This window comes from Mucilaginibacter sp. RCC_168, from assembly GCF_041355315.1.
Lineage (GTDB): Bacteria > Bacteroidota > Bacteroidia > Sphingobacteriales > Sphingobacteriaceae > Mucilaginibacter.
In genome coordinates, this window is sequence record NZ_JBFUPN010000024.1 from 58,526 (window position 1) to 84,434 (window position 25,909).

Below are 25,909 nucleotides of genomic sequence, written 5' to 3' on the forward strand. Positions count from 1 at the left end.
AAAACAGCAGTCGCTCGGCTGGAGAGCCTGTTATTTCAATAGTAAGAACAATGAAAAAAATGACAACGATGATATTGGCGACTTTAGTCTTTTTTAGTAATTGTACCCTGGATCCAGATGTTAAAAAGGTAAAGATCTTTGTAAATCCTGATAGAATCGGCTGGTATTTTATTGGTGTAATCCAGGACCCGGATTTGAAGGCTGACAAAATAGAAGATATTAAATTTAACGACTCTTTGCGAATGGTTTATATTCATGTTAAAGATTTAAATACGCTAAGTTTTGCTCCCTGTGACTATAATGGAAATGATCTGACAGAAAGACTTAAATTTACTGGCGTAAAAACGATTTCGCCGAGTAAAAACTTTTTTGAATTTTATAATCCTACAAATGAGGAATTAGAACATATAAAAGAATGGAATGCGGGAGATGACCGCGCATTTAAGATACAATTAAATGGAAATGCGGAATTTGATAAACAGATAAATAAGCCTTAATTATATCAACCCTCACAGCAAAGAACCCCTGCCATCGCCCGGCCCCAGCCGGTTGTCAGCTATTACCCGGCCTCCGGCCGATGTAAAAATTCGATATACTTGATTCACAGAACCGGGGCCTAAGCACAGCCGTCGCTTGACGAGAAGACAACATAGTTAACAACCGATGTATAAAAGACTAATATTTATCCTGCTGATGCTAATGGCTTTTTCCGAAGCCTTTAGCCAGTCTAACATTTATACATCTTTCTATCGCAAATTCGAAGCTGTCGCCAATAAAGAAACATCCTACAAACAGTTTTATACCAGGATTGACAGCATTGTAAAAACCCGCGAACCCAGCAACAGCAGCATAAAAATAGAATTTGACCGGGATGTTGATTTTGGCTATACCCAACAACGCATAAACATTACCCTTAACGGGCAATATTCCTATCATTTAAACCTACTCACTCATCATGATACCCTTTGCTTTGCTTCGGTTTTATATGGTCCTGCCCCATTTTTAAGTGATAAAGAGGATAACTATAACAAACGTACAAATCATCCTAAAATTGATACGCTACAGGCCATAAAATATCTTAAATTAAGAAATGCATTTTATGGGTCGACAAAAACCATTGATGATTTAAAAAATGAATTAAATACTGCCGAGGTGTATGCTCTTTTTTGTGGAGAGGCTGCTGACAAAACAAATGAATATAAAAACATTGAGCAGTTAGTAAAACAAAAACGGATAAACGAACTTCGGTCAATGTTGGTAAGTATTTCTTGCGAAAGGCAGGCTTATGGTGTGCTTGGTTTTAAACTACTCCAAAAAGCCCATGCTAAAATATCAATCAACGACAAGAAGATAATAGCGTACTTAAACAGGCGAAAATCAGCCCTGCTGGAATGCCGTGGATGTTTTCTAAGCGTATTTAATGATTAAGCAGATATTTATTTGTTGTTACGTTTCAACATATTCGTTTAGCGCCTTTCTTATAATCACATTTAGATCATCGCCACCCCCTTGCGCTCGTTTGTAACGAGTGCTTATTGTGATTAAGCGATTGCATCGCCATTGCGTTTTAAACGCAAACCCATGTTAAGCACTCGTTACAAACGAGCCCAAGTAGACGTATGAATAAAATTTCAATCCCTCCCCACGGGCTACTGTGTGGACACATCTTTTAATGTGCCCTGTAGGGGCTGAATGTCGGTAGAAGAAGGATCAAAAGAAATTTTTACGTGCCGTAGGTACGTCACTTTTTAACTTCGTGGGGCAAATAATAGTGCATTAATAGACCCTAAGTCGGTTAGTGTAGTACCTATGGCACTAAAAGAGGTTAACTTTTATTATTGCTACCGACATTTTGCTCCTCTGGAGCAGCTTTTTTTAACTATTAGTGCATTGAAAAGATGTGTCCACACAGTAGCCCCACGGGAGGGGTGCGGCTGGCATAATCACTAATTCACTAATTAAAAAAACGTCACCGGCAATACCAACTCTATCCTATTCCGGCCAGTACCGCCAAAAAAATCCTCATCCAACAACCTACTGTACCTGATACCGAACGAGATGCTGTTCTGATTAAAGAACTTGGTATCAAAAAACACGGCTGCCCCAGTCGACCGGAAGTTTTGTTTAAAGCTGGCGCCATTGGTAAAAAAGTTATCGGAAGTGGCCCGGGTATAGTCAAAAAACAGCTGTCCGCGTAAACGCAGCAGGTAAACGATGTTACCAAAACCAGCGTCGGGATAAGCAAAGGGGAAATGATAGTTGAGACCCACCTTATTCATATCGTCCAGGCTTTCGGCGGTGTAGCCTTTGCTGAAGGGGAAATCGTTCGAGAAACCGATCACGTTATTCTTGCCTTTTTGCTGATGCGCTATATTGACTACGAAACTATGATTGGTAGCCAGTCCAGGGAAATAGAACGAACCTTGCGCCAGCAATTGGGTGGCAGCCCCACCAGATACGCCGGCCTTATAATTTAGGCTGATGCTTTGCGCCAGCATAGGATATATATTCTGTTTAGCCACCAAGCCCTGGTTGCTAAAGGATATATAATTGTTAAGATAGGCATAATCCCTGTCCTTAAATCTTACTGCATTACCCTGCTGAAAACGCGTTTGGTTATAGTACAGATCGCTGCCAAAGGTTAGCCAGGTAGAGTGCTTGCCTGCGCTAAAGTTAAGCGGTACTTCGAGCCCGCCATGTATGGATGTTTCGTTCCAGTACACGTAGTTACCTTTGTAAAACTGGCGGCGATCAAGCGTATAATCAACCCCGGCAGATATATAGGGGTACAAAGCGCCATAGATCGCCTCAAAGCCAAACTGCTTGTAGCCTTCGTTGCGGTTATAATCAAATGAGATCTGCGACTGGAAAGTATTCAGCACGTTTTCGCCGGTAATAGCAAAAGAGTAGTTCGGATCGCTGATGTTGGGGATAATGCTATGGAAATTAAATAAACCGTGTCCTTTGGAATAAGGCACAACCGGCAGGGGCTTATCCACTACTTCGGTCAGCATGTCGGCTGACGAATCTCGGCTCAGCGCGCTGATACCCATGTTTGGCAAATGCCGTACATACTGCGGACCGGCATCTATCCATTTCAGGTCTTTTTTATTTACTTCATTGATCTGGTAGCCAAAAGCGGTAAAACCAACCCAGGCCAGTTTATTGTCGGCCACAGCGGGTTGGTAATGACCTATACCCGTATCATGACCGGTGGGCAGTAATTCAAAGCACTGGTTATCCTTCAGTTTCAGCACAAACAGGCGATCGTTCACATCCTCGGTCTGGGTAAAATATACATCGTCATTTTTAACGGTAGTGAAACCAATGGGACGATAGCTAAAAGGGACCAGGTATTTAGCGTTGCCTGTGGCGATATCGATCAGCGCCAGCGTCATTTTACCCTGCGGATCACGTACCGCGGCTATCAGCCTGTCATCGCCATAAAATTGCGGGTAGGTATAAAAAAGCTTCTGCGGATTAGGTAATACTTTGATCAGTTGGCCATCAGTATTTAACAGATGCAGCTCACTTGCCCCTGAAGTAGCCACCTGCGCCACCACGATACGTTTACCATCGGCGCTAAAGGCCGGCGAAAAATATTTTGTTTTTTGGGTGATACGGTGCTCCTTGCCGCTGGCTATATCCAGTATCATCAGCTCGCTGTAATTGCGGTAACCCCAGCGCGCGTCTGGGCGATAACTGGCATAAACCACCTTACCGTCATGGTAATTAAAGTAATTATCCAACGATGATGAGCGGGTGCTGATCTTGCACTCCCGGTTGCCGGTGCGGATCACAAAGGCCGGAATATGATCATACGAGCTTTTCATATAAATAAGCGTACTATCGTTTATATAGGCAGGATACTCACGGTCGGCATCAAAGTGTTTGGTTTTAGCCGCAGGTAGCTTTTCATCATCCTTAAACTGCTCTTTGAAATGATCGAACACGTTATTAGTAAATGTTTTAAAATCGGTACCGGTGTATTTATTGATGGCCCGCTGAAAAGGATAAAAGCCGCCCTTAAAAGCCGCGGCATCATGCGTTACATTTTTCCAGAGGTTATCGCCATACTTTTCGCGCCCGTAGGAAACCAGCATATAGCCCAGCGGATAATGATCGGGCGTAAAATCAACGTATGATCCATTGCGCAGCTTCATAAAGCTATAGTCGCGATCAGCCGCCCACAGGGCCCTGTAGCCGTTAAAAAACCAGGGAAGCCGCCCGCGGCCCTGCCCGCTTACGTGAGTTTCGTTAAATACGGCATCGCCTTCAAAAAACCAGTTCGGTACGCTCAGGTCGTTACCCAGGGCCTGCCCGCCTTCACCAAAAAGGAAATGCAGCACGTGCGAAACACCTACATTAAAATTATTATACTGCTGCACGTGCCTAAACTCGTGAATGGCCAGCTGCTGCGGCCAGGGCAGGCTGCCAATGTCAAAACTGTTTTGCTCGGGCGTTAAAAAAAATTCGCTGCGGAAAGGCGCCAAACCCACATAGCCATTGGCAATGGTAGTTTGGTTTTGCAGCACAATACTCACCTGTTTTTGCTTAAAGCCAATGGTAGGCTTAATAAGTCCGTTCATTTGCTGTATGATATTCGCCACCCTCAACCCTGCCGAATCCATTCCCGCCGGAAAAATGATACGTGCCGCCGGCGTATTTACCTGCTTCCATTTTATCGAAGGCGGATTGCCCCCAAACTCCTGCGCCTGGGCCACGGTAACAGTAAATAATAAAGCAGGCAGTAATAGTTTGTATAAGGCTTTTTTAATGGCGGGGTAATTTCTCATAGGTTGGCTCAAAGTAAGCACAATTTGTAATTTAAACAACAGCCTCACCCCAGCCCTCTCCAAAGGAGAGGGAGCTAAACATGCTGCGTAAAGTCCTCTCCTTTGGAGAGGGCTGGGGTGAGGTTCTTCGCCTTCGGCGGAAAGAGGGGTAGGACACTAACCATAGGCCAGCCACTTCATCTCTTCCCTTCTACTTTGCTACTATGAATCTCCTACTCATCCTATTTAATTCTTTATATTTAGCATTAACTAATCCCATCACAGACATGAAATTTATTTTAAGCTATTGCCTAACCTTTTTGGTATATACCAATATTGAAGCACAAATTTCTGGTGGGATTATAAGCAGAGATACATTGGTAAGATGCGTAATGGATCTTCGCAAAGACACAACTATTATAAATAGCAAAGGAGCCGTAATAAATACCAGCATATCTGGCACAGGCCTGTTTGTCCTTAACGAACAGGATGCATATATCGTTACTGCAGCTCATGTTGCTAAATCTATGGACTTTTCTTCTTACATAATTATTGGAGGCAGCAATGATGTACCAATGAAAATTTATTTACTCGACTTGATACAGTGAGGTAAACCAATATGGCGGTTCCACAAGCGAGCCGATTTAGCTGTATTGAAACTCTCCCCTAAGAGATCTATAGCTAATAGTGGACTCCTCCAGGGGAAGTTTTTACCTACTAACTATATCAGTAAAGATTCTTTAAAAGCAGTGTCGAGAGACATTCAACTAACCGTAATCGGCTTTCCTTTGGGTATAGGGGTTGATAGGCGTTTTTCTCCTCTAACATATCGCACATATGCATCAAGTGGGTTTATTACTATGCAAAGGGCCGATTCTAAAACGATGTGTGAGTTTCTCCTTTTAGAAAACCCTAGTGTAGGGGGATATAGTGGAGGTCCCGTTTTCGACGTATCTCAGACCGTGATAAATTCAATGACTACCACTGGCTCTGGAACAATGTGTTACGGTTTTGTACATGGTACGCTTTCAGATGAAACTGGTGGTAAATTAGCCGCCATTACTCCGAGTTACTTTATGTTCGACCTTATAAAATAATAATTCCGTCTCCTGAGGTTCTCCTAAAAAGGGCCCGAGGTTCTTCGCATGGAGAGAAGTTTTGTCATCCATAACGTTGAAATTTCCGTATTATAAATTTCCAACTACCTGAATGAACCTTTCAATTTCGCTTTCGGTATTATAATAATGAGGCGAAACCCGAACTACCCAATCCAATTTTTTTTCCGTAAAATCGATAATTGCATTTGCTTTAGGGGTAGTGTATATGTGAATATTATTTTCAGAAAAGTACTTTTTAGTTTCACTTTCCGAACGGTTATCGCAGCTAAAAGTCAGTATACAGCATTGTTTTTGTCCTCTGTCCTGCAGCTTAACAAAATTAATTTTTGAAAGGTCTGAACGTAACTTGTTCATCAGTATTTCATTTCTTGATTCAATTTGGTCAATACCAATTTCGTGCAGATACTTTAATGCGGCATTACTGCCCATCATCAGCGCGTAGCCTTTTTCCCAATCTTCAAAACGCCTCGCATCATTTCTCGGTATGTACTTATTTTCCTCAACCCAGGTGGCTCCATGCAAATCAATAAATAAAGGTTCAAAGCCGGCCTCCAATGCTTTATCCGATACATATAAAATACCGGCGCCCCTTGGCCCTCGCAGAAATTTCCTGAAGGTTCCGCTAATAAAATCGGCCCCAATTAACGAGGCGTCTACTTTCAATTGCCCAAGCGACTGACAGGCATCCAATAAATAAAGTGTATTATATTTCCGGGTGATCAACCCAATTTCGGCTACAGGTTGCACTAATCCTGAACTTGTGGGTATATGCGTGACAGAAAGTAACCGGGGGGAATATTTACGGATCTTCTCCTCCAGGTCGGCCAGATCAATTTCGCCGGTTTCGGTATTTTCAACGCGCACTAATTTAATACCAAACCTTTTTTGGAGAGAGATAAACGCTATGTAATTAGAGGGATAATCATTTGCTGTAATCAAAATAACATCACCGGTTTTAAACGGAATGGAGGAAAGGGCCTTGTTGTAACTTTCGGTGGCATTGGTGGTAAATGCTATATTGCGGCTTTCGCAATTGAGCAGCCGGGCGCCATATTGATAAAAAAGATCAAGCTCTTCCCTCTTACGATCTGCGGTTTCATACCCGCCGTGTAGTTCCTCCGCCGTAATGTAATCCCTGATGGCGCTGGCAACCGGTTTAGGCATGAGCGCAGCACCGGCATTATTAAAATGTATTGCTTCTTCGCATCCTGCTGTTTGATTACGTATTATCTGCAAATCCATGGTAGATTGATTTAAATCCCAGATAATACAAACCAGATTGTGACATTTAAGTTTTTGTTCATCATATTTAGCAATGGGTATCATCAGCTATGAACCAATACCACGTCAAGAGAAAAGCCTTGTCATCCTCCAGAATTTTCGTTATATTTGTATATACCACAGCCCGGTTTCCCGACACAAAGGAAACCGGGCTGTTTTGTTAAGATCAAAACACGGTCAAAAACCGACCATTTGGTATGCAGTTATTTGACAGCCAGCAATTTAATACTTTTTAAAGTTTCAAACACGGCCCAAAATCGCGTTAAAATTTGTTAAAAAGTGTTAAAATGAGGATTTTTCAATTGATTTCGAGCCCATTTTAGCCGGTTTTTGAGCAGTAATTTGTTAAAATTTAAGGTTTAAAAAGTTTTCCGGCAGCCCTCTTTCATTTTCTTTAAAATAATTTAAAATGTTTTTAAAGGTCAATCGTCTTTATCTTTAAAGGAGAAAAAAAATTGATCACCGCCATAATGCCCGACGATAAGAACAGCCACATTATACATACTATTAAAGCGTATGGTAAAAGCCTGTTGGGTTTTATTCGCCGGAGGGTAAAGAACGATGCCGATGCCGAAGACATTCTGCAGGATGTCTGGTATCAGTTTAGTTCGGTGATCAACTCAGAACCTATTGAACAAACCAGCGCCTGGCTTTACCGGGTTGCCCGCAATAAAATAACCGATAAGCATAAAAAAAAGACGGAAACCCTGCTGGATGATATGCTTACCGGCGAGGACGAGGAGGACGATACAGCCGATTTTAAGGCTATTTTATTCACCGAAACCAGCACCCCCGAAACGGAATACCTGCGCAACCTGTTTTGGGACCAGCTATTTATTGCGTTGGACGAACTACCCAACGAGCAAAAGGACGTATTTGTATGGCACGAACTGGAGAATATGTCTTTCCAGGAAATTGCCGATATCACAGGCGAAAAAATGCAAACCCTGGTATCGCGCAAACGGTACGCGGTGCTGCATTTGCGTAAACGCTTGGAGCAATTGTATAAAGAAATAACAGAATATTAAAGATGACCTGCACAAAGCCGGTGGCACAAAAAAATTAAAGAATAAGAAAATGAAAAAAGTATTTTATAGAGGGCGTTTTATATTTATTCCGCTGGCAGTTGCCGCCTTCCTGTCGCTCATCAGCTTTGTAGTGATGCAGTTGTGGAATAATTTATTGCCCGATATCTTACACCTGGGTACCATTACCTTTTGGCAGGCCATGGGCATATTTATTTTGTGCAAGCTATTATTTGGCTTTGGCAAAGGGGGCGGACGCCCCGGTTGGGGTGGCGGTGGATTTATGCGGGCCCGCATGGCCGAACGCTTTAAAAACATGAGCCCAGAGCAACAGGAAAAATTCAAAGCCAAAATGCGCGACCGTATGTGTAATTGGAACGACCGTGGCCAGGGCTTTGGAAAGTTTGACCGCGACTGGAACGATTTTAAAACTGAAGGGGAAGCTAAAGCGAGCGGAGAATAGTGGTGAGTGGTCAGTTGTGAGTTGAGTGATCCCAAATTAATAGAATAGAAAACTATTTACATCTATTCTCTCTATTCGCCACTGACCACTCACTATTCACCAATTCACTAAATCAATAATTCAATAATTAAAATGGATGTGCTGATATTTTCAACAAGCGTTAAAGAACGGCGGCAGGTAAACAGGGTTACTACCCTGCTCACCAAAGTTCCGGCCATTATGCAGTGGAACTTTGACCTGGAAGACTGTGATAATATATTGCGTATTGAAGCCGAAGGCATTTGCCCACGCCAGATTGAAAGTCTTTTACAAAAGGCGGGCATCCAATGCCAGGAGCTTGATTATTAGGTTTAGAACCAAGAAGCAAGAGTCAAGAATCAAGATAAAACCAAAACACTTGGGCTGGATCTAAATATCTTCGATAATTTAAAGACCGGATCAACCTATTATTTTCGTGTCTTGATTCTTGACTCTAACATCTTGATTCTCGCCGCTCTAAGAACCTATTTCCCCTTCGCGGGGCTGTTGATCTCGATCCAGTATCCATCGGGGTCCTGAAAATAAAGCTGCAAAACGCCATCGGGTCTTAACGTTGGTTCCTTACTATCACCCTTCCAGTTACCATAAGGGATATGTAATTCATCCAGCCTTTTGGCAAATTCCTTAACAGAACCTACGGCAAAGCAAAGGTGCTCGGTAATGTCATGCTTATAGCTGCAGTTACCTTGTATCGCATGCAGTTTTACATGATTGCCCAGGCTGTACCACTGGTGTAAGGTATCAGCAAATGGATTGGGTACTTTTTGCAGATGCATCACTTCGGTATAAAAGGCGGTACTTTTTTTGAGATCACGAACGCAAATAGCAATGTGGTCAACTACCGGTGCAGCATCCGTTGCAGTTTGGGCCTGGCAAAAACCGGGTAAAATAAATGCCAGCAAAAGTATACCCCATTTTAGCCTGTCGGCCTTATGCGAACTTAAATTCAAAAAAGTGTTCATGTGATTGTTGGTTTTAAAGCCTAAAGATATAGGTTTAAACGAAGTTGCCGGGCAAAGTCAGTGAATTGTTACTTAACAGGATACCTGCGGATTAAAATCGCGATCAGGCACATAATATACAGAATTGTTGCGGTTCCAGTCATCTATATCTATCAATCCGGAGCGGGTTTGATAATGTCTGTCGTCATTAGGGCATTTAACCACATACAAACCTGCCTCACCCGCTTTGATAACCGGGCGCGCACCACAAGTTTTGCAAAGTTTGCAGTAAATAGATTTAGGTATGGTCAAATAGCCATTCATAACATTTAGTACGGGTAAACTCCTGATGTGGTTACCCGTATACTCTAAATTACAGCATAAAAGTGGATTATAGTGGTAAGCATTTTATTCATTTATTAAGTATTGCAATTACTCTTTATTGAAATATGTTTGAGCATCGGTTTCTTTTATTATATTTAAAACTATTTAAACTTTATGCAACCAACCTTAGAGCAATTAAGTCTTACCTATAAAAACCTGCCCGATGATAAACTCACCCGACTGGCAGTTACCGATGCAGCAAGCTTACGACCAGAAGCCCTTGAATTGCTAAAAGCCGAAATAAAAAGTCGTGGATTGGATGAAGGGATCACACGAGGTATAGATGTACAACTAAATAATATAGACGATACCCAGCTCCACAGCTACATCTCCCTTATACGCAGCCAGTCATGCCCCACTTGCGGTGATACATCTCAACAGCTTAATGCAGCATTAAGTGGTACGGTTATTAGTATTATTATATTCACACATTACAAAAAAGCATTTTCCATCGGCTGCCCTGCCTGTTTAAAAAAGACAAATCAGGCGGCCACTTTAAAAACCGCGCTATTAGGCTGGTGGGGACTTCCATGGGGGCTGATACGTACACCAGAGGCTTTGATAAAGAATATCAGAACCAGCAAACGTTTAAATACAAACGAAGCCTCCGATATTTTAGTAGATTTTGTAAGAAACAACGCAGGCATTATTGAAAGCATTAAAAACAACGATCAGTCATTACAGGTTATGTTAACTAACGTGAACAACAAGCAGCATTACAATAAGTAAGCTGATAGCTAAACATGGAACACAGCCTATCTCCATACAAACCCAGTAAAGCCGCAACTATTTATGCTGCAACAACCGGGTTAATAGTATGGTTTGCTTTGATATTGCAGGTAAGTATCTCGATACCGGCTTATATGAAAGTAAATAATAGCCTGTTAAATGCTATTATACAAATACTGAGCTTTTTCACCATTCAAAGCAATCTGATGGTTGGCGTTTGTTTATGGACTTTATTATTAAAACCATCAAACGCTCTTTACAGATTTTTTTCAAGAGGATATGTACTTGGGGGAATCTGCCTATGCATTATAGTAGTTGGTCTTGTTTATAATATCATACTGCGTAACTTGTGGCATCCAACCGGCCTGTTTAAATTAGCTGATGATTTACTGCATTCGGTAAACCCCTTATTATTTGTTATTTACTGGCTGATCTTTGCGCGGCAGGAAAAATTAAAATGGACACAATCCTTAAACTGGCTTTGGTTTCCGTTCCTTTACCTGATATACACCGTTATCCGGGGAGCAATCATCAACTATTACCCCTATCCCTTTATTAATGTAGATAAACTGGGATACAGCCAAGTACTCATCAATTCTTTGATCTTGCTGATCGTATTTTTAGTACTCGGCCTTTTGCTTGTTGCTGTAAACCGAATATTTAAAACAAGAACAGGCACCCCGTCATAAAAACAAAAACCCGGCTATTGGGCCGGGCTCCTGTTTTTATGGTGTATTAACAGTTAAAAATTCATATTCAATAATCGATGCTTAATCGTTCCACAGGTAATTTTTGTGTACCGATTTCGCCAGTTTATTCTGGATAAAAAAATCTTCTTTTTGTAAACACTCATTGGTGTGTATGTCTTCGTCGGCGTTTATTTTTATTACGCTGCCTGCTACTTGTTCAACTATACTTGATAAAGTATGTACTTCGTTGTCGGGGATCTGAATTGTTAATATGGCCATAATAGTAGATGTTTGATGTTAATGATCAATATTCAAAAATATGCAATTGCTATTTAGGCAATGTTTAAAAAAAGTAAAATTAGAGCCATAATTTGATGACAATTTTACATTTTTTGCATTTTATAAACAAAACGCACTATCAAGGCATGTATTATCCCTGCTGTGACTTTGTTACGTTTCTTTAACAAATTTTAACAACAAATTACGCTTTAACCCTGGTAACCAGTACCCAATCAACAAATACCTTAGCTTCGCCAGCCTTTATCTTATTAAAGGTGCTTTCTGAAATTCCAAAATATGGTTTAGCAACCTTATTATAACCTGCCGGGTATCCCCCACCCAGCGCAAAATTAAGGATGATGAACTTTTTATTATCGAAAGCCCAGCGGCCATATTTTTCTACCATAGGTTTCGTGACTGTATAAGTTACTTTACCGTCAACTTTAAATATCAGGTTGGCCGGGCTCCAGTCAACCGAATAAACGTGCCATTGCGTAACATCAATACCTCTTTCAAAATGGTTGCGATAGGCCAGCGGCGTATCGCCAAAATAATTAGGGCCGTGCAGGGCGTGGCTCACCCAACTTGAATCGCCTATGGTTTCCATCATGTCTATTTCACCGCAATCGGGCCATTTACCGTTACCCAAAGCCCAAAATGCCGGCCATAACCCGGCACCAGCTGTCATTTTCATCCTCGCTGAAGCAGTGCCATAGGTAAACTCCATTTTACGCTGTGTATTGATACGGCCTGATATAAAATCATACTTTTTTTGCTCTTTACTGGTAAAGCCGGGTTGATATATGGCTTTAAGTACCAAAGCACCGTTCACCGCACCCTCCGCATCTTTACCTTTTACCATATATATAGTAGCCGCCGAATCAACATAGGCCTGTTGCTCGTCGTTCACGGTATGGCCTGTAACTTCTACATTCCATTTACTCCTGTCGAGGTTTTGTTCGTTAAAATCCTCAAAAAATACGGTATCAATTTTGGACTGCTGGGCGTTAGTATGCAAGGCCATTAACAGGCCTGCGGACAATAAATAATATAATTTCATTGTTACGTTTAATTGAGACCAAGATAAGAATCAAGAGTCAAACTCTGGTTAAAAACAAAAAAAGCGTCAATTGCGAGGAACGACGAAGCAATCCCTATAAGCAGGGCCACCCTCTAATTTGGGGATTGCCGCACTACGTTCGCAATGACGCGTTTTTTATATCTTAGTTCTTGTCTCTTGATTCTAATGTACTTCTTTTTTTAAATTGCAGGTTAATACCTATATATATGCACGGCAGTGGTTTTTTAAAAGTATTTCTTATTATTTCGGCCATTAGTTTATTGTTCGACTGGTATATCTTTTCGGGACTTAAAACATTAACCTCCGACTGGCAATCTCAGCTGTGGCGCAACACTATGCTGTTTGGCTACCTCTTTATTTCTGTTGGGGTGGTTGCTTTGTTCCTGATCGGTTTTGGCAGCTTTACTACTGCTAATGGTATGCGTCCCTTTCATGAATGGATACTAAGTTTGTTCATTACGTTTTTCCTGACCAAGCTGGTATTTGTTATTATTTTATCACTGGGCGATCTGGGGCGCTTTATTGTTGGTTTATTCAATCTCGCCTCCCGTTCTGGTAACGACCCTGTATTTCCTGCCCGCCGTAAGTTTATCAGTGAAATAGCGGTATTAGTCGCGTCTATTCCATTTACCTCCATGTTTTATGCTATGTTTAAGGGTAAATATGATTATAAACTGCACCGCGTCACGCTTTATTTTGATGATCTGCCCGATGCTTTTAATGGATTTACAATAACCCAGCTATCAGACATCCACTCAGGCAGTTTTGATAATACCGAGGCCATGCAGCGCGGAATTGATATGGCTAAAGCTCAAAAAAGCGATCTGTTTGTATTTACCGGCGACCTTGTTAATAATGCCGCCTTTGAAATTGAACCCTATATTGATCGTTTCAGCCAGATCAAAGCGCCTTACGGACAATTCTCAATATTGGGAAATCATGATTATGGCGACTATATACATTGGGATAGTGAACATGCAAAGGCCGCCAATCTGGATAAGTTAAAGCAACACCACCAAACATTAGGTTATCGCCTGCTGTTGGATGAAAATGTGACCATCGAGAAAGATGGTCAAAAAATATCACTTATCGGGATACAAAACTGGGGGCGCGGCTTTATTCAGATCGGTAATTTGAATAAAGCATTACAAGGTGTACCAAAAGATGCCTTTAAGATCTTATTATCCCATGATCCAACACATTGGGAAGAACAGGTGCGTTATAACGAAACCAATATCCATCTCACACTTTCGGGCCATACCCACGGTGCTCAATTTGGTGTCGAGATCCCAGGCTTCAGGTGGAGCCCCGTAAAATACCGCTACCTTGACTGGGCGGGTTTGGCGAACGAAAAAAACCGTTATTTATATGTGAACCGGGGCTTCGGTTTCCTTGCATTTTCGGGCCGTTTGGGCATCTGGCCAGAAATCACCGTTATCGAACTACGCAAAAAAGCATAACTGATGTTTACTGATTTTCGACAAGTTTCAACATATACGGGATGGCACCTATTTTTAGCAGATATTACCAAAACACAGCTAAAAATGATAAAATCCCGTAAAAAAAATTTAAATCAGTAAAATAAAACACATTACCCGGGAATCATAATCCACTAAAACAACCCGTGAAAACACCGTGTTTGAACACGCAAAAATACGGTGTTTTCACGGATTGTTCGATTGACATTTATTTCAGAGTTTTAAAACATTCAAACCCTGATAATATTTAACGATGCCCTTACAAATAACCGGAGTAAACAGCACGATGGGTGAGTATGATAATCCTTACCTGGCTATCAACTCATTAGTGTGGATTGATGACTACACACAAAATCGCGGAATTACTACAAGAGATGTGCTTTTTGACTGGATCAATGACAATGGTACAGCCTATGTTTTAGACGAAGAAGGGAATAAAGCTAAACTACTTACTGCAACCACTAAAAGCGGCTACAAGTATGTAAAAACAGCTTTTGATGAAACAAAACCCGACAAGTTATTAAAACTGCTGGCTACGAAATAGTAAAATACCTTAACCTTATCGTACTTGCACCTGTCATCAAACCATGACGGGTGTTTGTTCTTTATAGGGTACGCTCAATTCAAGACCATATCTCCCCTCCTTCATCAGCTAAATTATCGCGACAGCATACAGCAAGTTTCGGGTTTAACGGCTGTACCTCAGGGCATAATTTTGGATAAATAAGTAAGCTGCTAAATCAATATTCAAAATAAAAAGCCAGATATAGGAAGTTTTTAACTCCGTTTAAATTCTTATACGCTAAACTTTTAGCAAGCCACTTTTATACCAAGGTAATCTCGTATTTCAAAGAACGCGCATATTTTTAGTCATTTATACGTTCAAAGATTAAATAGATGCTTTTGTCGAATTAAATTCATTTTTTATTTGTTATATTGAATTTAATTCAAAAATTATATAATATTACAGAATGATTAGCGAAACAGAAATAATTTTAGATAAAACCGACCTTCACATTTTACGCCTGATGCAGGAAAATGCCCGTATATCAAATGCCGATATGGCTCGCGAGTTAGGCATGGCGCCGTCAGGTGTGCTGGAACGTGTAAAAAAGTTGGAGCAAAAAAACGTGATCCAGCAATACACCACCCGCATTAACCCTGCTGCTTTACAGCAAAAACTGCTGGCCTTTGTATTTATGAAGGCAGCTGACGGGCCGGGTTACAGCGGCGCAACGCTGGAACTTGCCAAAATACCCGAAGTACAGGAAGTACATCATGTAGCTGGGGACGATTGCTACCTGGTAAAAGTACGCACTTACGATTCTGCTTCATTGATGAGCATTATGCGTAACCAGTTTAGCAAGATACCCAACATCATCAGCACCCGCACCACCATAGTGTTGGAAACGGTTAAAGAAGAACAACAATTAGTTATACCCGAAAAATAAATATCATCATGGCCTTAACACCTCAAAAATCCGCATCACCATTAATGGTTATCATCGCCTTTGCAACAGTTTATGTTGTTTGGGGGTCAACATACTTTTTTATAAAAATGGCTGTCGATGGGTTTCCACCGATGCTGTTGGGCGCGCTTCGTTTTCTTACGGCAGGTATCTTGTTATTGACCTGGTGTAAAATTAAAGGCGAACAGATCTTTATTAAACGCAATATTATCCATGCCGCTGTTACCGGTTTTTTGTTACTGGTAATAGGTAACGGCGCCGTGATTTGGGTTGAGCAAACGCTCCCCAGCGCTATGGTGGCCATTATGGTATCATCGGCCCCCATATGGTTTGTGTTGTTTGACAAACAAAACTGGCGCGTAAATTTCAAAAGCACATCTACCATTGTTGGTTTGATCATTGGTTTTGCCGGTGTTGTATTACTGTTTAGCGAACAAATTCAAGGCTTGTTTAATTCTTCATCGGGACTTTCCAAACTGCCGGGAATGTTGTTGCTGCTCATAGCTGCCATGTCATGGGCATCCGGATCCTTATATTCAAAATATAATAATACACAAGGATCTGCCTCGGTAAACACAGCCTGGCAGATGCTGGCCGCCGGTTTTATATTTTTACCGTCGAGCTTTTTTAATCATGAGGTGCAAAACCTGCAATGGCAAAATATTCCAACGCATAGTTGGCTCGCTTTACTTTACCTGGTAATTTTTGGCTCCATAGCCGCGTTTAGCGCTTATGTTTGGCTTTTGCAGGTTCGCCCGGCAACACAGGTAAGTACATATGCTTATGTAAACCCGGTTATAGCGGTTATACTCGGGGTGCTGTTTGCGCACGAAAACATTACCCTTTTACAAGTAAGTGGCCTGGTGATCATTCTGGGTAGCGTGCTCCTCATCAACCTAAGCAAATACCGCAAAGAGAAGCAGTCAAAATTGGAGCTGGCATAATTGTGCTAAGAATAAGAGTCAAGAATCAAGAGCCAAGAAAAATCATTTTGGCAAGCAAATCTTAATTCTTGACTCTAACTTCTTGATTCTATCTTAATTCTCCCATTTTCCAAACTCAAAATATTTATTGATTTTGATGCTGATCTTAGTGTCCTTGAGATATTTACCCCTGTCATAATTCATTACCCGAAGGATAACTCCCTCACGTTCGATGATCAGCTCCTCATAAAAACCTTTGAACAGCACCTGCTTCACCAGCCATTTGTTACCCAAAGCACCGATCTTAATATGTTCGGCGTATATAACCACCGCGCCACGCCGGCTTTTGATACCGCAAACTTTTGCCTGGGTGGGGGTAAGCTGACTACAGCTGGCTAATATCTGCGAAGTATACAAGAGTTTAGGCGAATGATATAATTGCTCGGGGCTGCCATTCTCTACAATCTCCCCTTCTTTCAGCACAATCAGTTCATCAGCCATCGACAGGATCTCGGCGGGATCATGGGAAACTAACACCACCGTAACTCCCCATGCCTGTACAATATAACGGATATCATGCTGCAAACCTTCACGGTAGGTGGCATCAACCTGGTTAAAAGGCTCATCCAGCAACAATACTTCCGGGCGGCTGATGAGGGCCTTGGCAATGGTTACCCGTTGTTTTTCGCCGCCGCTTAATTTACCAAAGGGTTGTTCCTTCAGTTGATAAATATGCAGCATATTCAAGGCCTCGGTTACTTTTTGTATGGTAAGGCTTTTATCTTCTTCCTGGAGCCCGGCACCTACCGTATCCCAAACAGACAATTGCGCATCCATATCGCTTCCGTTTTGAGTAACCAGGCGCATTACCTTATGGGCGTGCTGTAATCCATGTTCCCGGCTCAAAACCTGCTCTTCCTTAAAAAACACTTCGCCATGATCTGGCTGTAAATGACCATATAACAAATTGAGCAATGTAGTTTTACCGCTGCCACTTTCGCCAACTATAGCGGTAATTTTACCCTTGGGTATAAATATGGTTATATTATTAACACCGGAAGATTTATCGCCAAAAAAGTTTTTGGTAACCGATATGGTTTCCAGTATTAGCTCATTGTTCATTTTCCAGGGGTATTTTAATTTATCAATTAACTGTTATACAGAAACATATACCAATGCAAATCAGGTAACTAATCTATAAAAAGTTTACGATCAAAAACGCTGATATGGGTATATTTTAATCAAATAGCAAACAAATCATGATATACTTTATTGTTATGATATAACCATTTAATTATAAGCCATGAACAAGACCATCGGGATAGTACTTATTGTTGTGGGTATCATTATGCTTATCTGGACGGGCTTTACCTATACCAAAAAAGAAAAGATCATTGATGCCGGCCCGGTGCAGGTATCGGCCGACAGGCAGAAAACTGTAAACTGGCCACCTTATTTAGGTGGCATATTGTTGGTTGGAGGTATTGTTATTGTTGCCACCTCAAAGAAGTAGCAGCAATACATAAATTATATCATTCCAACAACAACGCGTCCTCATCATCTGTTAAACTTAATTGTATGGAATCGCTGCCGGCTATGCCTTCTACACTACCCTTGATATGCGCGGCATTCAGCAATACCTTATCCAGTTGTTTCTCGCGCGATTTCCACATCTTTTCCATGGCATCACGCTCTTTTTGTATGGACAGGCGCATGCTCATATAGCCTTCCCGGATAGCTTTCCATTGTTCAGAAAATTCGCTGCTGGTTAAATAGTCATACAGCAAGTGCATTTTATCGCCTTTATTGTCCTGCGAACGGGCTTGGTTGGATAGTTTGATCACCCCATCCCGCAGGATGTAGGATACCGCTTTTACTTCATCAAAGCTACAGATCCAAACACCATCTTTTTCGCCAAAACAATCCATTCCTTTAGGATAACACTGGGTTACAATAACGGCAACATCCACACCTACACTGCGCATGTCTTTTTTTAACTTCTCTATCCAATCGGCACCGAAAGTGGCGGTACGTTTACTTTCATAAATGATCTTCCCGCACTCCTGTCCAAACTGGTTACGCACAGTTTGAATACAATCGGCTCCCCTAACGCCCTTCCCTACCTCACTGATCACATCAAACGGAAAATAATTCCGCAGCAACTCTTCCAGTATCAGTTCCTGCGCTTCGCCCTGCAACTGCATCGAGCCCTGCTCGGCTTTGCGTTTCATCTCTTCGGCCAGCTTTTTTTGATCGTCAAGTTGTTTTTCAAGCTCTTTTACCTTGAGTTGGTATTCGGTATCTTTTATACTGTGGCGTTCGCTTTCCTGCTTACGGATCTGTTCGCTCAGCTCGTTACGCTGCTCCTGCAATTTGCGTTGCATGGCCAGTTCCATTTCCTCTTCCTTTTGCTGTAATTGCTTTTCGCGCTGCAAAAACTCCAATTCTTTTTGCCGCGATAGTTTTAACTTTTCTTCGGTTTCCTGTGCCGATGTTTTGAGCATCGTCATCTGGTTCTCATAATCCTGGCTGATGGATTTACGCAGGTTTTGCTCCATAGCCAATTGTAACTGCTTTTTTTCGTCGGCAAGCCGTTGTTCAAAAGCCTCCTTTTGCAGGCGTTCTTTGGTTAAAAATTCCTCATCTTTTTTACGGTATTCCTCTTCTTTTTGGCGGGTATAGTCCTGCATTTTAAGCCGAAGCTCTTTCTTATACTCCTCTGCCATCACTTCCTCTATCGGGAAACCAAAACCACAACTGGGGCACTTAACTTCTGTAGCCATATAATAAATACTGCGAAAAATAGTTCTTCAGATCAAAGATAATGATTTTTGGAACAAGGATTTTTGGAACAAAGGGTAAGGATTCCTGGTTAGGGTATTGCTGCACTATATAATTTTCTCTTTACCTGTGGTGGAAAGATGGAATTGAAGAATATATAAAGTCCGTCATTGAGCGCAGCGTGGCAATCCCCAATAAGCAGGTTCGCTCTGTAAGTAGGGGATTGCCACGCTGCGCTCGTAATGACGCGTGGAGAGAAATGGAATGTCCCCCTTTCCAGCAAAGCTTAAACCGGTGAGTTGTCAACACCAGGCAATTTTTGGCTGAAATTTTGAGTAGCTTATACACAAAATGCCATGGTTGCAGTTATCAATTATAATGTCGAAATTTAAGCAATGCAAATTTTACAAATAGGTAAGGCGATGTGGAGCTATGATCATGAAATTGCAGCATGCACATTAATTGACGCGGCTGGAGGGCTTTTTGCGCTCACTCCGCCTCCACACCATCGCGAAGGCGAAATTATATTGACTACCGGTACCCTGGTTATTGATGGGTACAACTATTTAGATATCCCCTTAAATCAGCTAGAACAGGTTTACCTGGGCTTTGATGATGTGTACAAACGTTCGCTCATCAAAAACAATGGTACGTTTTGGCAGCCACTACGGCTTCGTTACAAAGTTGCCGATGGGCACAATACCATATACCTCATGATTGATAATAGCTTTTTCGGCACCAAAAACCAGCTTTGGTTTGATACCCTGAAACAACTGTTGGCCGACGAGGATATGTAGTTGGGACCAAATATATTGGAAGTAAAGAGCACGGATTCTTTCTTGGAAAAAATATTTGGAGTAAAGAATAAGGACTCTTTCTTGGAACAAGGATATTTGGAGTAAAGAATAAGGACTTTTGAACAATGCTAAACAATATAAAATGTCTGGCTCATTGCTCCAAAAGTCCTTAATCTATCCTTGAAACAATACAAAACACCTCCGTAAGTCAGTCTTTGCTCCTTGTTCCAAAAATCCTTACTCTAAAATCCTAAAAGTTATTTAGCTTTAGCAAATTCGCCATTAGCTTTAATAGTTACTTCGTCGCTCAACATAGCCGCGCCAAATTTACTGCCAAAGTTAAAATCAGAACGTTTGATAACACCGGTTAACTGAAAACCTGCATCATCAGCTTTGCTCATTGGGTTGGTAATAGTACCACGATACCATAAATCAAAGGTTACCGGTTTAGTAACACCTACTAAGGTAAGGTTACCCTTAAGCGCATAATGCTTATCAGATGTTTTAGTGATACCTGTGCTGGTGAAAGTAATGGTTGGTTTATTGGCAACGTCAAAAAAATCGGCACTTGAAAGGTGTTTGTCACGATTATCGTTATCGGTACTTAAAGAAGCTGTTTGAACAGTAAAAGAAACTTTAGCATCGCTAAAATCAGGTTTTGCTGCAATTATAGTTGCATCAACGTTTTTAAAAGTTCCATCAACGTCATTTACCAATAAGTGAGTTACAGTAAACTTAACGTTTGAGTGATTTTTGTCGGCATTCCAGGTAGTTTGTGCCGATGCAGCCGTATATAAAAACGCTGAGGCCAAAAGGATAAAGATTTTTTTCATTGTGTTAATTTTTTTAAATTTCTTTTGTTTATGCACCAAAAGTATATATTTGAATTGATCTTTTTTAAAATAAATGTTTAAACATCTTTTTATTAAAGTTTCATGACAAATCTCTACCATTTTAGTGGACTTTATATCGATACATATCGGCAATGAGGAATTTAAAAGAGAAACCTACTGCTCTTCGGGTAAATGCTCATCAATAACCATCCCAATTTGCTCCAGGGGGATAACAGCCGACGATGGTTCATGCTTTATATATACCCAATTACCGGCATCTGTTTTTCCTATAGTATAACTAATGTTCTTATTATAAACATCAAATAACCGGGGAAATGCCGAATGAAGGCTGACCTGGTAATCTACATTATTGATGGTAACTATAAAAGGTTCCATAGTGATTTATTTATGGCTTTTGCTAAGTTAACACTTTTCAAAAAATCGACCCAAAAATAGCGCGAATCAATTATAATCAGGCATGCGCTCCAACTAAACAGCGGTCACAATCTTACAATTACTTGGGTACTAAAAAAAACGCAATAAAAGTTATTCTCATAAAAACTTTTTTGGCACAACAATGTTAAGTTTGCATTATTAACTCAAAAAACACCCTAAAAAAACTAATTTGTAAACTTAAAAAGTTACTATGAACATTAAGAATTATTATACAAAAGCAATAATGCTGGTTATTTCATTAGGTTTTATTATTGCCATTCAATCCTGCACCAAAAAGCCCGATCTTCAAGGTGAAGACACCAAACTGACAGGGGCATGGAAAAGAGTAATACATCGCCTCCCCTTAGGAGATAGCACACAGATTATCACTTTTTATGAAGGTGATTTCTCCACTTTCCAAACTAATGTTTCGGCTACGCCGGCCGGTACACCAACCAGCACTTTGTACAGAGCAACCTACAATACCAATGGTTCACAGATCTTCTTTATCTTGAATCAAAAACAAAATTCACTGGATGCCAATGGCTCAGGAACTCCGGTAAACCAGGTTATCTTTAATAAACTACCTTACAAAATAAGCGTTGCTCAGGATACCCTTACGGTTACCGATGGCACCGCAATGAAGTACGTAAAACAGCCATAAACCGTTTTTAAACTTATTCAACAAAAAAACCGGCCAATTGAATTGTGCCGGTTTTTTTGCTACTGAAAATTCCTCAGCTTATCTCCCTTCCAGGTTATCGCGATATTTTTTTAGCGCTCTTAAAATGGATCGGGCTATGGCATTCTGGCCTTCATTTGAGTTAAGATATTCCTCATCGGCCGCATTATTAATAAAACCGGTTTCAACTAATACCGCGGGCATGCCGCTTTGCGCCAATACCAATACCCCTTGCTCCTTTACCCCATGACTGCGCCGGCCATCTGTTTTTTTAAACTCACGATCAACCAGGTCGCCAAATTGAATACTCTGTTTACGATACTTTTGCTGAAAAGCATTCAGTACAATGGTGTTTACAACCACGTCGCTCCCGTAACCGTTATACTTATCCTTATAATCCTTCTCAATGTAAATAGAGGCATTCTCGCGCAGGGCTTCCCGTTGTTCCTGGCTCCGGTGAAAACCATAAACCAGCAGCAATGTTCCCCGTTCTGTACTATGCCTTTGAGGCGATGAGTTACAATGTATAGATATAAACAGGTTGCCGTGGTTATCATTAGCTATATCTGCACGTTTATGCAGTTCTACAAAAACATCGGTGCTGCGGGTCATAATTACCTTAACCCCACTCATTTCGTCGTTAATAAGATCGCGTAATTTCTTGGCAATACTAAGGGCTACGCTTTTTTCTTTGGAGTAAGCGCCATGGGCTCCTGGGTCCTTACCACCATGTCCGGCATCAACAATTACAGTTTTAAACTTAAAAGTACTCCTGCCAATAACATCCTGCTGCGCAAAAGAGGAGCTACTGCTAAGCAAGCCAGGTATAAAAAAAAGAAGAAAAACTATATAATTACTTTTTAGGTAAATGGCAGGCATGGAAAATATATTGGTATAGGTGGTAAAACATTTCTATCTAATTTCATTTAGTAGGATATTGTTTTACGCGTATAGTTTAAAAGTATTTCAAATTAATATGGCAAAGGTAATATTACTTAACGTGTTAGCACAGTTTTTTACATTTTCAGTTAATAATATATTAAAGTAATCATACATTTATGTCCCGGCTCGTAATTTATTTGACGGTTATATCTTTATAATTAATCCCATGAAAATTCAAAAATCATTGTATGTATTAATAGCAGTCTTGTTATGGATAGTTTCCGTAGGTAATGCTCAAATAAAAACGCCCTACGGCAACAATTCGACTGTGGGTAAATACTACAATGTAAGGGGCATAAAGCTGTACACCGAAGTTTATGGCGCCGGCAAACCATTACTTTTGATACATGGCAACGGAGGCAGTATGGGCAATTTTGCTAATACTATCCCCTACTTTGCGAAGAAGTATAAAGTTATTGCTGTTGACAGCCGGGCACATGGTAAATCAAGAGATGATCGCGATTCTTTGAGTTTTGAAATGATGGCTGATGATTTTGCTGGTTTACTTGACGCTATGCATATCGATTCGGCATACGTTATTGGTTGGAGCGATGGAGGCATCAACGCGCTGGAACTCGCTATACGCCATCCAGGTAAAGTGATTAAGCTGGCATCCACTGGCGCCAATTTATGGCCTGATTCAACAGGGCTTATACCCTCTTACTGGAAACAGGAACAAAAAGAATACGAAGCCAAAAAGAATACCGAATTTAAAACAGCAAAAGAAAAAAACGACTGGAAGATATTTCTGCTCGATTGGTTTCAGCCTAATATCAAGCTTTCGGCCTTAAAAGCCATCAAATGCCCATCATTGATCATCGGCGGCGACCATGACCTAATCCCTACGCAACATACGGTGCTTATTGCACAAAACATCCCTAACGCTTATTTATGGATAGTGCCCAATTCGGGCCACGGCACACTGATTGAGCACAAGGACGAATTCAACGCAAAGGTTGATGAATTTTTTTCAACTCCGTTTAAAAAACGGTAACCCTTTGATTAAAATTTGTAGGTAACAGCCGCCAAACCGGTTACTGAGGTATAAAATGTTCCTCCGCTATTGTTTGATTTTTTTAGTGGCGCATAAAAGTTATAAGTTGATTCTATACTTACGCCGATGTGATCACTAAGCACGAAGATCAACCCTAAGCGCGGAGCCATATAAAAGTTTTTGCGCCCGGGCGTAACTACGGTGCCACCCTGATCACTATTAGGATCAAAAACCAGATAGGAATAATCTGTATAATAACCACCCAGGTTAGCTCCGCCATAAAGCCTTGCCCCATCTGCTACATTAATATTGTAAACAATGCTTGCATAACCAGAAAACACCCTGTAGCTTGTAAAAAGAGTAATTGGAGTTTGATCCTGGGTACCATCATCTACACCATTTCCAATATCTATCGTTATTTTATCCGGGTTAAAAGCGTCCTTGGGCTGATAGTTATGATAACCTACATTAAGGCTTATGGTGAGCTTATCTATAAAACGGGCAATCCCTAAATTAAATGCGGCGGCCGGCTTGTAAATATCTTTAAAATAATTCTGTGGGGCGTCAATACCGACACCAAATGTAACCGCATATCCCGATTCAAAATTGCCGCCACCTCCGCTGCCGCCTCCACCCCAGGTTAGCGCCTCATGCGACCGGTGCTGGCCCATAACCGTACCAACAAAGCATGTAAACATTAAAATTAAAACCGTTTTTAAACAGCGAGGGGCTTTAAACCAATATGTGCTAAGGTGCATAACGCCGAAGGTGCAAGGGTTAAGTTGATTAAGGTTCATTACAGTAAAAATATGAAAAAACCTTAATTCATTACTATAAATGCAAATATTAGCTCACTTAACCATGGCAATAAAAATTAAAGCCCGGCTTAAATATACCGGGCATAGGGGTATTAAATAAATAAGATAGGCTTATAATTGGTTTATATCATAATTTCAACAGCTGTTTAAAGCCGCTTCGGCCCAAACAGCATTTAGCTGCCCGTTGTAACCTGCATATTATTACTCCGTCCTTGCTTTTGGTGGTACCAAATGCCGATAGTACAAATGATAACGGTTAATGATAAAAAGCCTTCAACATATAAATGTGTAACAGAGATCTGCCTCAGTGGAAAAATAAACAGTGATGAAAGATCTGGAATTAAGAGTCCCAGCAGCGGGAAACTCGAGAATATTCTAAAAATCGCTATTTCCTCCATAACAAATAATTTGATATCCCTAATTTACACCTTTTAGGAATACAATGCAAGTTATTTTGCTTAAAAAGTAAAATAATATTTCAACAAGGTTAATTTTAATAAATTTTTTCGAAATATTTTAAATATTTACGCATAAAACTTATCTAAACACCTGATGTTTATTGTTATTGAGTAATAACACACATTATTTTGAATATAAATTTCTTAATTAAAAAGTATTATAAAGAAAATGATACTGCAAATCAGATTAAAAAGGTATGGCTCTTACTAATTCAAACAAATTATTACGCACCGCCGGATCGTTATCTATAATTTGCTCCAGCTCCGTATCTGAAGATACGTATACTATTACGTATACTATAATAAAATTACGAGCCTGATTCCAAAAGTTACCGCTTAGCAACACCTTGCCCATATTTTTAAGGTTTTCGTAATAGCTAATACGCTCCCTAATACAGGTATGCTGTTCATTGGTAATTTCTTTCTCTTCAAAAAACAGCATTACATGATGGGGTTCTTTATACGCTGATGCCTGTGTCATAAGATGAAATAGTT

At 40.7% G+C, this 25,909-nt stretch carries 29 protein-coding genes; 16 read left to right on the forward strand and 13 right to left on the reverse strand.

The features are described from left to right. Window positions 1–50 precede the first annotated feature (50 nt). Together AB6735_RS21755 and AB6735_RS21760 are read left to right on the forward strand one after the other, a co-directional pair. Window positions 51–497 (forward strand): hypothetical protein, encoded by a 447-nt coding sequence (locus AB6735_RS21755; protein WP_370998178.1) that lies wholly within the window; start codon window positions 51–53, stop codon window positions 495–497. 166 nt (window positions 498–663) lie between these two features. After that, window positions 664–1,428 (forward strand): hypothetical protein, encoded by a 765-nt coding sequence (locus AB6735_RS21760; protein ID WP_370998179.1) that lies wholly within the window; start codon window positions 664–666, stop codon window positions 1,426–1,428. Between the two features lie 530 nt (window positions 1,429–1,958). Here the strand turns inward: AB6735_RS21760 and AB6735_RS21765 are convergent. Beyond that, a complete protein-coding gene (locus tag AB6735_RS21765; protein WP_370998180.1) occupies window positions 1,959–4,796 on the reverse strand; it encodes a TolB family protein in 2,838 nt (945 codons plus the stop codon). A gap of 266 nt (window positions 4,797–5,062) precedes the next feature. On the opposite strand from AB6735_RS21765, the gene AB6735_RS21770 reads away from it, so the two are divergent. Then, a complete protein-coding gene (locus tag AB6735_RS21770) occupies window positions 5,063–5,383 on the forward strand; it encodes a hypothetical protein (protein WP_370998181.1) in 321 nt (106 codons plus the stop codon). Between the two features lie 579 nt (window positions 5,384–5,962). Here AB6735_RS21770 and AB6735_RS21775 read toward each other — a convergent pair. After that, the gene (locus AB6735_RS21775) at window positions 5,963–7,135 is read right to left on the reverse strand and encodes an aminotransferase class V-fold PLP-dependent enzyme (RefSeq protein WP_370998182.1); all 1,173 of its coding nucleotides are present in this window, start codon (window positions 7,133–7,135) and stop codon (window positions 5,963–5,965) included. A 494-nt stretch (window positions 7,136–7,629) separates the two neighbouring features. Here AB6735_RS21775 and AB6735_RS21780 point away from each other — a divergent pair, with 494 nt between their 5' ends. The 3 genes from AB6735_RS21780 to AB6735_RS21790 all read left to right on the forward strand — a co-directional run bounded on the left by AB6735_RS21780 (window position 7,630) and on the right by AB6735_RS21790 (window position 9,010). Then, window positions 7,630–8,202, forward strand: a complete 573-nt coding sequence (locus AB6735_RS21780; protein ID WP_370998183.1) for an RNA polymerase sigma factor — start codon at window positions 7,630–7,632, stop codon at window positions 8,200–8,202. A 49-nt stretch (window positions 8,203–8,251) separates the two neighbouring features. Next, window positions 8,252–8,662, forward strand: a complete 411-nt coding sequence (locus AB6735_RS21785) for a hypothetical protein (protein WP_370998185.1) — start codon at window positions 8,252–8,254, stop codon at window positions 8,660–8,662. A gap of 132 nt (window positions 8,663–8,794) precedes the next feature. After that, window positions 8,795–9,010 carry a hypothetical protein gene (locus tag AB6735_RS21790; RefSeq protein WP_370998186.1) on the forward strand — a complete coding sequence of 72 codons (216 nt, stop codon included), beginning with the start codon at window positions 8,795–8,797 and terminating at the stop codon, window positions 9,008–9,010. 155 nt (window positions 9,011–9,165) lie between these two features. On the opposite strand, the gene AB6735_RS21795 is transcribed toward AB6735_RS21790, so the two are convergent. Both AB6735_RS21795 and AB6735_RS21800 read right to left on the reverse strand, forming a co-directional pair. Then, window positions 9,166–9,663 (reverse strand): VOC family protein, encoded by a 498-nt coding sequence (locus AB6735_RS21795; RefSeq protein WP_370998187.1) that lies wholly within the window; start codon window positions 9,661–9,663, stop codon window positions 9,166–9,168. A gap of 72 nt (window positions 9,664–9,735) precedes the next feature. Then, a complete protein-coding gene (locus AB6735_RS21800) occupies window positions 9,736–9,966 on the reverse strand; it encodes a hypothetical protein (protein WP_370998188.1) in 231 nt (76 codons plus the stop codon). A gap of 174 nt (window positions 9,967–10,140) precedes the next feature. On the opposite strand from AB6735_RS21800, the gene AB6735_RS21805 reads away from it, so the two are divergent. Together AB6735_RS21805 and AB6735_RS21810 are read left to right on the forward strand one after the other, a co-directional pair. Further along, window positions 10,141–10,755 carry a hypothetical protein gene (locus AB6735_RS21805; RefSeq protein WP_370998189.1) on the forward strand — a complete coding sequence of 205 codons (615 nt, stop codon included), beginning with the start codon at window positions 10,141–10,143 and terminating at the stop codon, window positions 10,753–10,755. A 14-nt stretch (window positions 10,756–10,769) separates the two neighbouring features. Further along, window positions 10,770–11,444, forward strand: a complete 675-nt coding sequence (locus AB6735_RS21810) for a Pr6Pr family membrane protein (RefSeq protein WP_370998190.1) — start codon at window positions 10,770–10,772, stop codon at window positions 11,442–11,444. A gap of 81 nt (window positions 11,445–11,525) precedes the next feature. Here the strand turns inward: AB6735_RS21810 and AB6735_RS21815 are convergent, their stop codons facing one another. Together AB6735_RS21815 and AB6735_RS21820 are read right to left on the reverse strand one after the other, a co-directional pair. Continuing rightward, the gene (locus AB6735_RS21815; protein WP_090466280.1) at window positions 11,526–11,723 is read right to left on the reverse strand and encodes a hypothetical protein; all 198 of its coding nucleotides are present in this window, start codon (window positions 11,721–11,723) and stop codon (window positions 11,526–11,528) included. A 202-nt stretch (window positions 11,724–11,925) separates the two neighbouring features. After that, window positions 11,926–12,783, reverse strand: coding sequence for a family 16 glycosylhydrolase (locus AB6735_RS21820; protein WP_370998191.1), 858 nt, complete (start codon window positions 12,781–12,783; stop codon window positions 11,926–11,928). Window positions 12,784–13,010: 227 nt separating this feature from the next. Here AB6735_RS21820 and AB6735_RS21825 point away from each other — a divergent pair, with 227 nt between their 5' ends. The 4 genes from AB6735_RS21825 (at window position 13,011) to AB6735_RS21840 (ending at window position 16,695) form a co-directional block, all read left to right on the forward strand. Further along, complete coding sequence (locus AB6735_RS21825; RefSeq protein WP_370998192.1) at window positions 13,011–14,264, forward strand: metallophosphoesterase; 1,254 nt, start codon at window positions 13,011–13,013, stop codon at window positions 14,262–14,264. A gap of 271 nt (window positions 14,265–14,535) precedes the next feature. Beyond that, window positions 14,536–14,826 (forward strand): hypothetical protein, encoded by a 291-nt coding sequence (locus tag AB6735_RS21830; RefSeq protein ID WP_370998193.1) that lies wholly within the window; start codon window positions 14,536–14,538, stop codon window positions 14,824–14,826. A 427-nt stretch (window positions 14,827–15,253) separates the two neighbouring features. Further along, on the forward strand, window positions 15,254–15,733 hold the full coding sequence (locus AB6735_RS21835) for an Lrp/AsnC family transcriptional regulator (RefSeq protein WP_370998194.1): 480 nt from the start codon (window positions 15,254–15,256) through the stop codon (window positions 15,731–15,733). Window positions 15,734–15,741: 8 nt separating this feature from the next. Further along, window positions 15,742–16,695, forward strand: coding sequence for an EamA family transporter (locus AB6735_RS21840; protein ID WP_370998195.1), 954 nt, complete (start codon window positions 15,742–15,744; stop codon window positions 16,693–16,695). 93 nt (window positions 16,696–16,788) lie between these two features. Here AB6735_RS21840 and AB6735_RS21845 read toward each other — a convergent pair whose 3' ends face one another. Then, window positions 16,789–17,796, reverse strand: coding sequence for an ABC transporter ATP-binding protein (locus AB6735_RS21845; RefSeq protein WP_370998197.1), 1,008 nt, complete (start codon window positions 17,794–17,796; stop codon window positions 16,789–16,791). Window positions 17,797–17,977: 181 nt separating this feature from the next. Between AB6735_RS21845 and AB6735_RS21850 the strand changes: the two genes are divergently transcribed. Then, on the forward strand, window positions 17,978–18,187 hold the full coding sequence (locus AB6735_RS21850) for a hypothetical protein (RefSeq protein WP_370998198.1): 210 nt from the start codon (window positions 17,978–17,980) through the stop codon (window positions 18,185–18,187). Between the two features lie 19 nt (window positions 18,188–18,206). On the opposite strand, the gene AB6735_RS21855 is transcribed toward AB6735_RS21850, so the two are convergent. Then, window positions 18,207–19,457: a DUF2130 domain-containing protein gene (locus AB6735_RS21855; protein ID WP_370998199.1), complete on the reverse strand. Its 1,251-nt coding sequence runs from the start codon at window positions 19,455–19,457 to the stop codon at window positions 18,207–18,209. A gap of 393 nt (window positions 19,458–19,850) precedes the next feature. Here AB6735_RS21855 and AB6735_RS21860 point away from each other — a divergent pair, with 393 nt between their 5' ends. After that, complete coding sequence (locus tag AB6735_RS21860; protein WP_370998200.1) at window positions 19,851–20,252, forward strand: hypothetical protein; 402 nt, start codon at window positions 19,851–19,853, stop codon at window positions 20,250–20,252. A gap of 257 nt (window positions 20,253–20,509) precedes the next feature. On the opposite strand, the gene AB6735_RS21865 is transcribed toward AB6735_RS21860, so the two are convergent. Both AB6735_RS21865 and AB6735_RS21870 read right to left on the reverse strand, forming a co-directional pair. Continuing rightward, a complete protein-coding gene (locus AB6735_RS21865; RefSeq protein WP_370998201.1) occupies window positions 20,510–21,085 on the reverse strand; it encodes a YceI family protein in 576 nt (191 codons plus the stop codon). A gap of 174 nt (window positions 21,086–21,259) precedes the next feature. Further along, a complete protein-coding gene (locus AB6735_RS21870; protein WP_370998202.1) occupies window positions 21,260–21,481 on the reverse strand; it encodes a hypothetical protein in 222 nt (73 codons plus the stop codon). Window positions 21,482–21,731: 250 nt separating this feature from the next. Here AB6735_RS21870 and AB6735_RS21875 point away from each other — a divergent pair, with 250 nt between their 5' ends. Then, window positions 21,732–22,184 carry a hypothetical protein gene (locus AB6735_RS21875; RefSeq protein ID WP_370998203.1) on the forward strand — a complete coding sequence of 151 codons (453 nt, stop codon included), beginning with the start codon at window positions 21,732–21,734 and terminating at the stop codon, window positions 22,182–22,184. Between the two features lie 78 nt (window positions 22,185–22,262). On the opposite strand, the gene AB6735_RS21880 is transcribed toward AB6735_RS21875, so the two are convergent. Next, window positions 22,263–23,081 (reverse strand): N-acetylmuramoyl-L-alanine amidase, encoded by an 819-nt coding sequence (locus AB6735_RS21880; RefSeq protein WP_370998204.1) that lies wholly within the window; start codon window positions 23,079–23,081, stop codon window positions 22,263–22,265. Between the two features lie 229 nt (window positions 23,082–23,310). Here AB6735_RS21880 and AB6735_RS21885 point away from each other — a divergent pair, with 229 nt between their 5' ends. After that, window positions 23,311–24,138, forward strand: a complete 828-nt coding sequence (locus AB6735_RS21885; RefSeq protein ID WP_370998205.1) for an alpha/beta fold hydrolase — start codon at window positions 23,311–23,313, stop codon at window positions 24,136–24,138. Between the two features lie 8 nt (window positions 24,139–24,146). Here AB6735_RS21885 and AB6735_RS21890 read toward each other — a convergent pair whose 3' ends face one another. Together AB6735_RS21890 and AB6735_RS21895 are read right to left on the reverse strand one after the other, a co-directional pair. Further along, a complete protein-coding gene (locus AB6735_RS21890; RefSeq protein ID WP_370998206.1) occupies window positions 24,147–24,836 on the reverse strand; it encodes a hypothetical protein in 690 nt (229 codons plus the stop codon). 765 nt (window positions 24,837–25,601) lie between these two features. Then, window positions 25,602–25,895, reverse strand: coding sequence for a YciI family protein (locus tag AB6735_RS21895; RefSeq protein ID WP_370998208.1), 294 nt, complete (start codon window positions 25,893–25,895; stop codon window positions 25,602–25,604). Between the last annotated feature and the right edge of the window lie 14 nt (window positions 25,896–25,909).

Bases quoted from the DNA above. Each gene is read 5' to 3' on its own strand.
- AB6735_RS21860 (WP_370998200.1), top strand. From the start codon at position 19,851: ATGCAAATTTTACAAATAGGTAAGGCGATGTGGAGCTATGATCATGAA.
- AB6735_RS21755 (WP_370998178.1), top strand. From the start codon at position 51: ATGAAAAAAATGACAACGATGATATTGGCGACTTTAGTCTTTTTTAGT.
- AB6735_RS21815 (WP_090466280.1), bottom strand. From the start codon at position 11,723: ATGGCCATATTAACAATTCAGATCCCCGACAACGAAGTACATACTTTA.
- AB6735_RS21875 (WP_370998203.1), top strand. From the start codon at position 21,732: ATGAACATTAAGAATTATTATACAAAAGCAATAATGCTGGTTATTTCA.
- AB6735_RS21810 (WP_370998190.1), top strand. From the start codon at position 10,770: ATGGAACACAGCCTATCTCCATACAAACCCAGTAAAGCCGCAACTATT.
- AB6735_RS21835 (WP_370998194.1), top strand. From the start codon at position 15,254: ATGATTAGCGAAACAGAAATAATTTTAGATAAAACCGACCTTCACATT.
- AB6735_RS21760 (WP_370998179.1), top strand. From the start codon at position 664: ATGTATAAAAGACTAATATTTATCCTGCTGATGCTAATGGCTTTTTCC.
- AB6735_RS21795 (WP_370998187.1), bottom strand. From the start codon at position 9,663: ATGAACACTTTTTTGAATTTAAGTTCGCATAAGGCCGACAGGCTAAAA.
- AB6735_RS21855 (WP_370998199.1), bottom strand. From the start codon at position 19,457: ATGGCTACAGAAGTTAAGTGCCCCAGTTGTGGTTTTGGTTTCCCGATA.
- AB6735_RS21825 (WP_370998192.1), top strand. From the start codon at position 13,011: ATGCACGGCAGTGGTTTTTTAAAAGTATTTCTTATTATTTCGGCCATT.
- AB6735_RS21890 (WP_370998206.1), bottom strand. From the start codon at position 24,836: ATGTTTACATGCTTTGTTGGTACGGTTATGGGCCAGCACCGGTCGCAT.
- AB6735_RS21830 (WP_370998193.1), top strand. From the start codon at position 14,536: ATGCCCTTACAAATAACCGGAGTAAACAGCACGATGGGTGAGTATGAT.
- AB6735_RS21805 (WP_370998189.1), top strand. From the start codon at position 10,141: ATGCAACCAACCTTAGAGCAATTAAGTCTTACCTATAAAAACCTGCCC.
- AB6735_RS21865 (WP_370998201.1), bottom strand. From the start codon at position 21,085: ATGAAAAAAATCTTTATCCTTTTGGCCTCAGCGTTTTTATATACGGCT.
- AB6735_RS21765 (WP_370998180.1), bottom strand. From the start codon at position 4,796: ATGAGAAATTACCCCGCCATTAAAAAAGCCTTATACAAACTATTACTG.
- AB6735_RS21845 (WP_370998197.1), bottom strand. From the start codon at position 17,796: ATGAACAATGAGCTAATACTGGAAACCATATCGGTTACCAAAAACTTT.
- AB6735_RS21775 (WP_370998182.1), bottom strand. From the start codon at position 7,135: ATGGATTTGCAGATAATACGTAATCAAACAGCAGGATGCGAAGAAGCA.
- AB6735_RS21820 (WP_370998191.1), bottom strand. From the start codon at position 12,783: ATGAAATTATATTATTTATTGTCCGCAGGCCTGTTAATGGCCTTGCAT.
- AB6735_RS21885 (WP_370998205.1), top strand. From the start codon at position 23,311: ATGAAAATTCAAAAATCATTGTATGTATTAATAGCAGTCTTGTTATGG.
- AB6735_RS21870 (WP_370998202.1), bottom strand. From the start codon at position 21,481: ATGGAACCTTTTATAGTTACCATCAATAATGTAGATTACCAGGTCAGC.
- AB6735_RS21785 (WP_370998185.1), top strand. From the start codon at position 8,252: ATGAAAAAAGTATTTTATAGAGGGCGTTTTATATTTATTCCGCTGGCA.
- AB6735_RS21840 (WP_370998195.1), top strand. From the start codon at position 15,742: ATGGCCTTAACACCTCAAAAATCCGCATCACCATTAATGGTTATCATC.
- AB6735_RS21895 (WP_370998208.1), bottom strand. From the start codon at position 25,895: ATGACACAGGCATCAGCGTATAAAGAACCCCATCATGTAATGCTGTTT.
- AB6735_RS21770 (WP_370998181.1), top strand. From the start codon at position 5,063: ATGAAATTTATTTTAAGCTATTGCCTAACCTTTTTGGTATATACCAAT.
- AB6735_RS21800 (WP_370998188.1), bottom strand. From the start codon at position 9,966: ATGAATGGCTATTTGACCATACCTAAATCTATTTACTGCAAACTTTGC.
- AB6735_RS21850 (WP_370998198.1), top strand. From the start codon at position 17,978: ATGAACAAGACCATCGGGATAGTACTTATTGTTGTGGGTATCATTATG.
- AB6735_RS21790 (WP_370998186.1), top strand. From the start codon at position 8,795: ATGGATGTGCTGATATTTTCAACAAGCGTTAAAGAACGGCGGCAGGTA.
- AB6735_RS21880 (WP_370998204.1), bottom strand. From the start codon at position 23,081: ATGCCTGCCATTTACCTAAAAAGTAATTATATAGTTTTTCTTCTTTTT.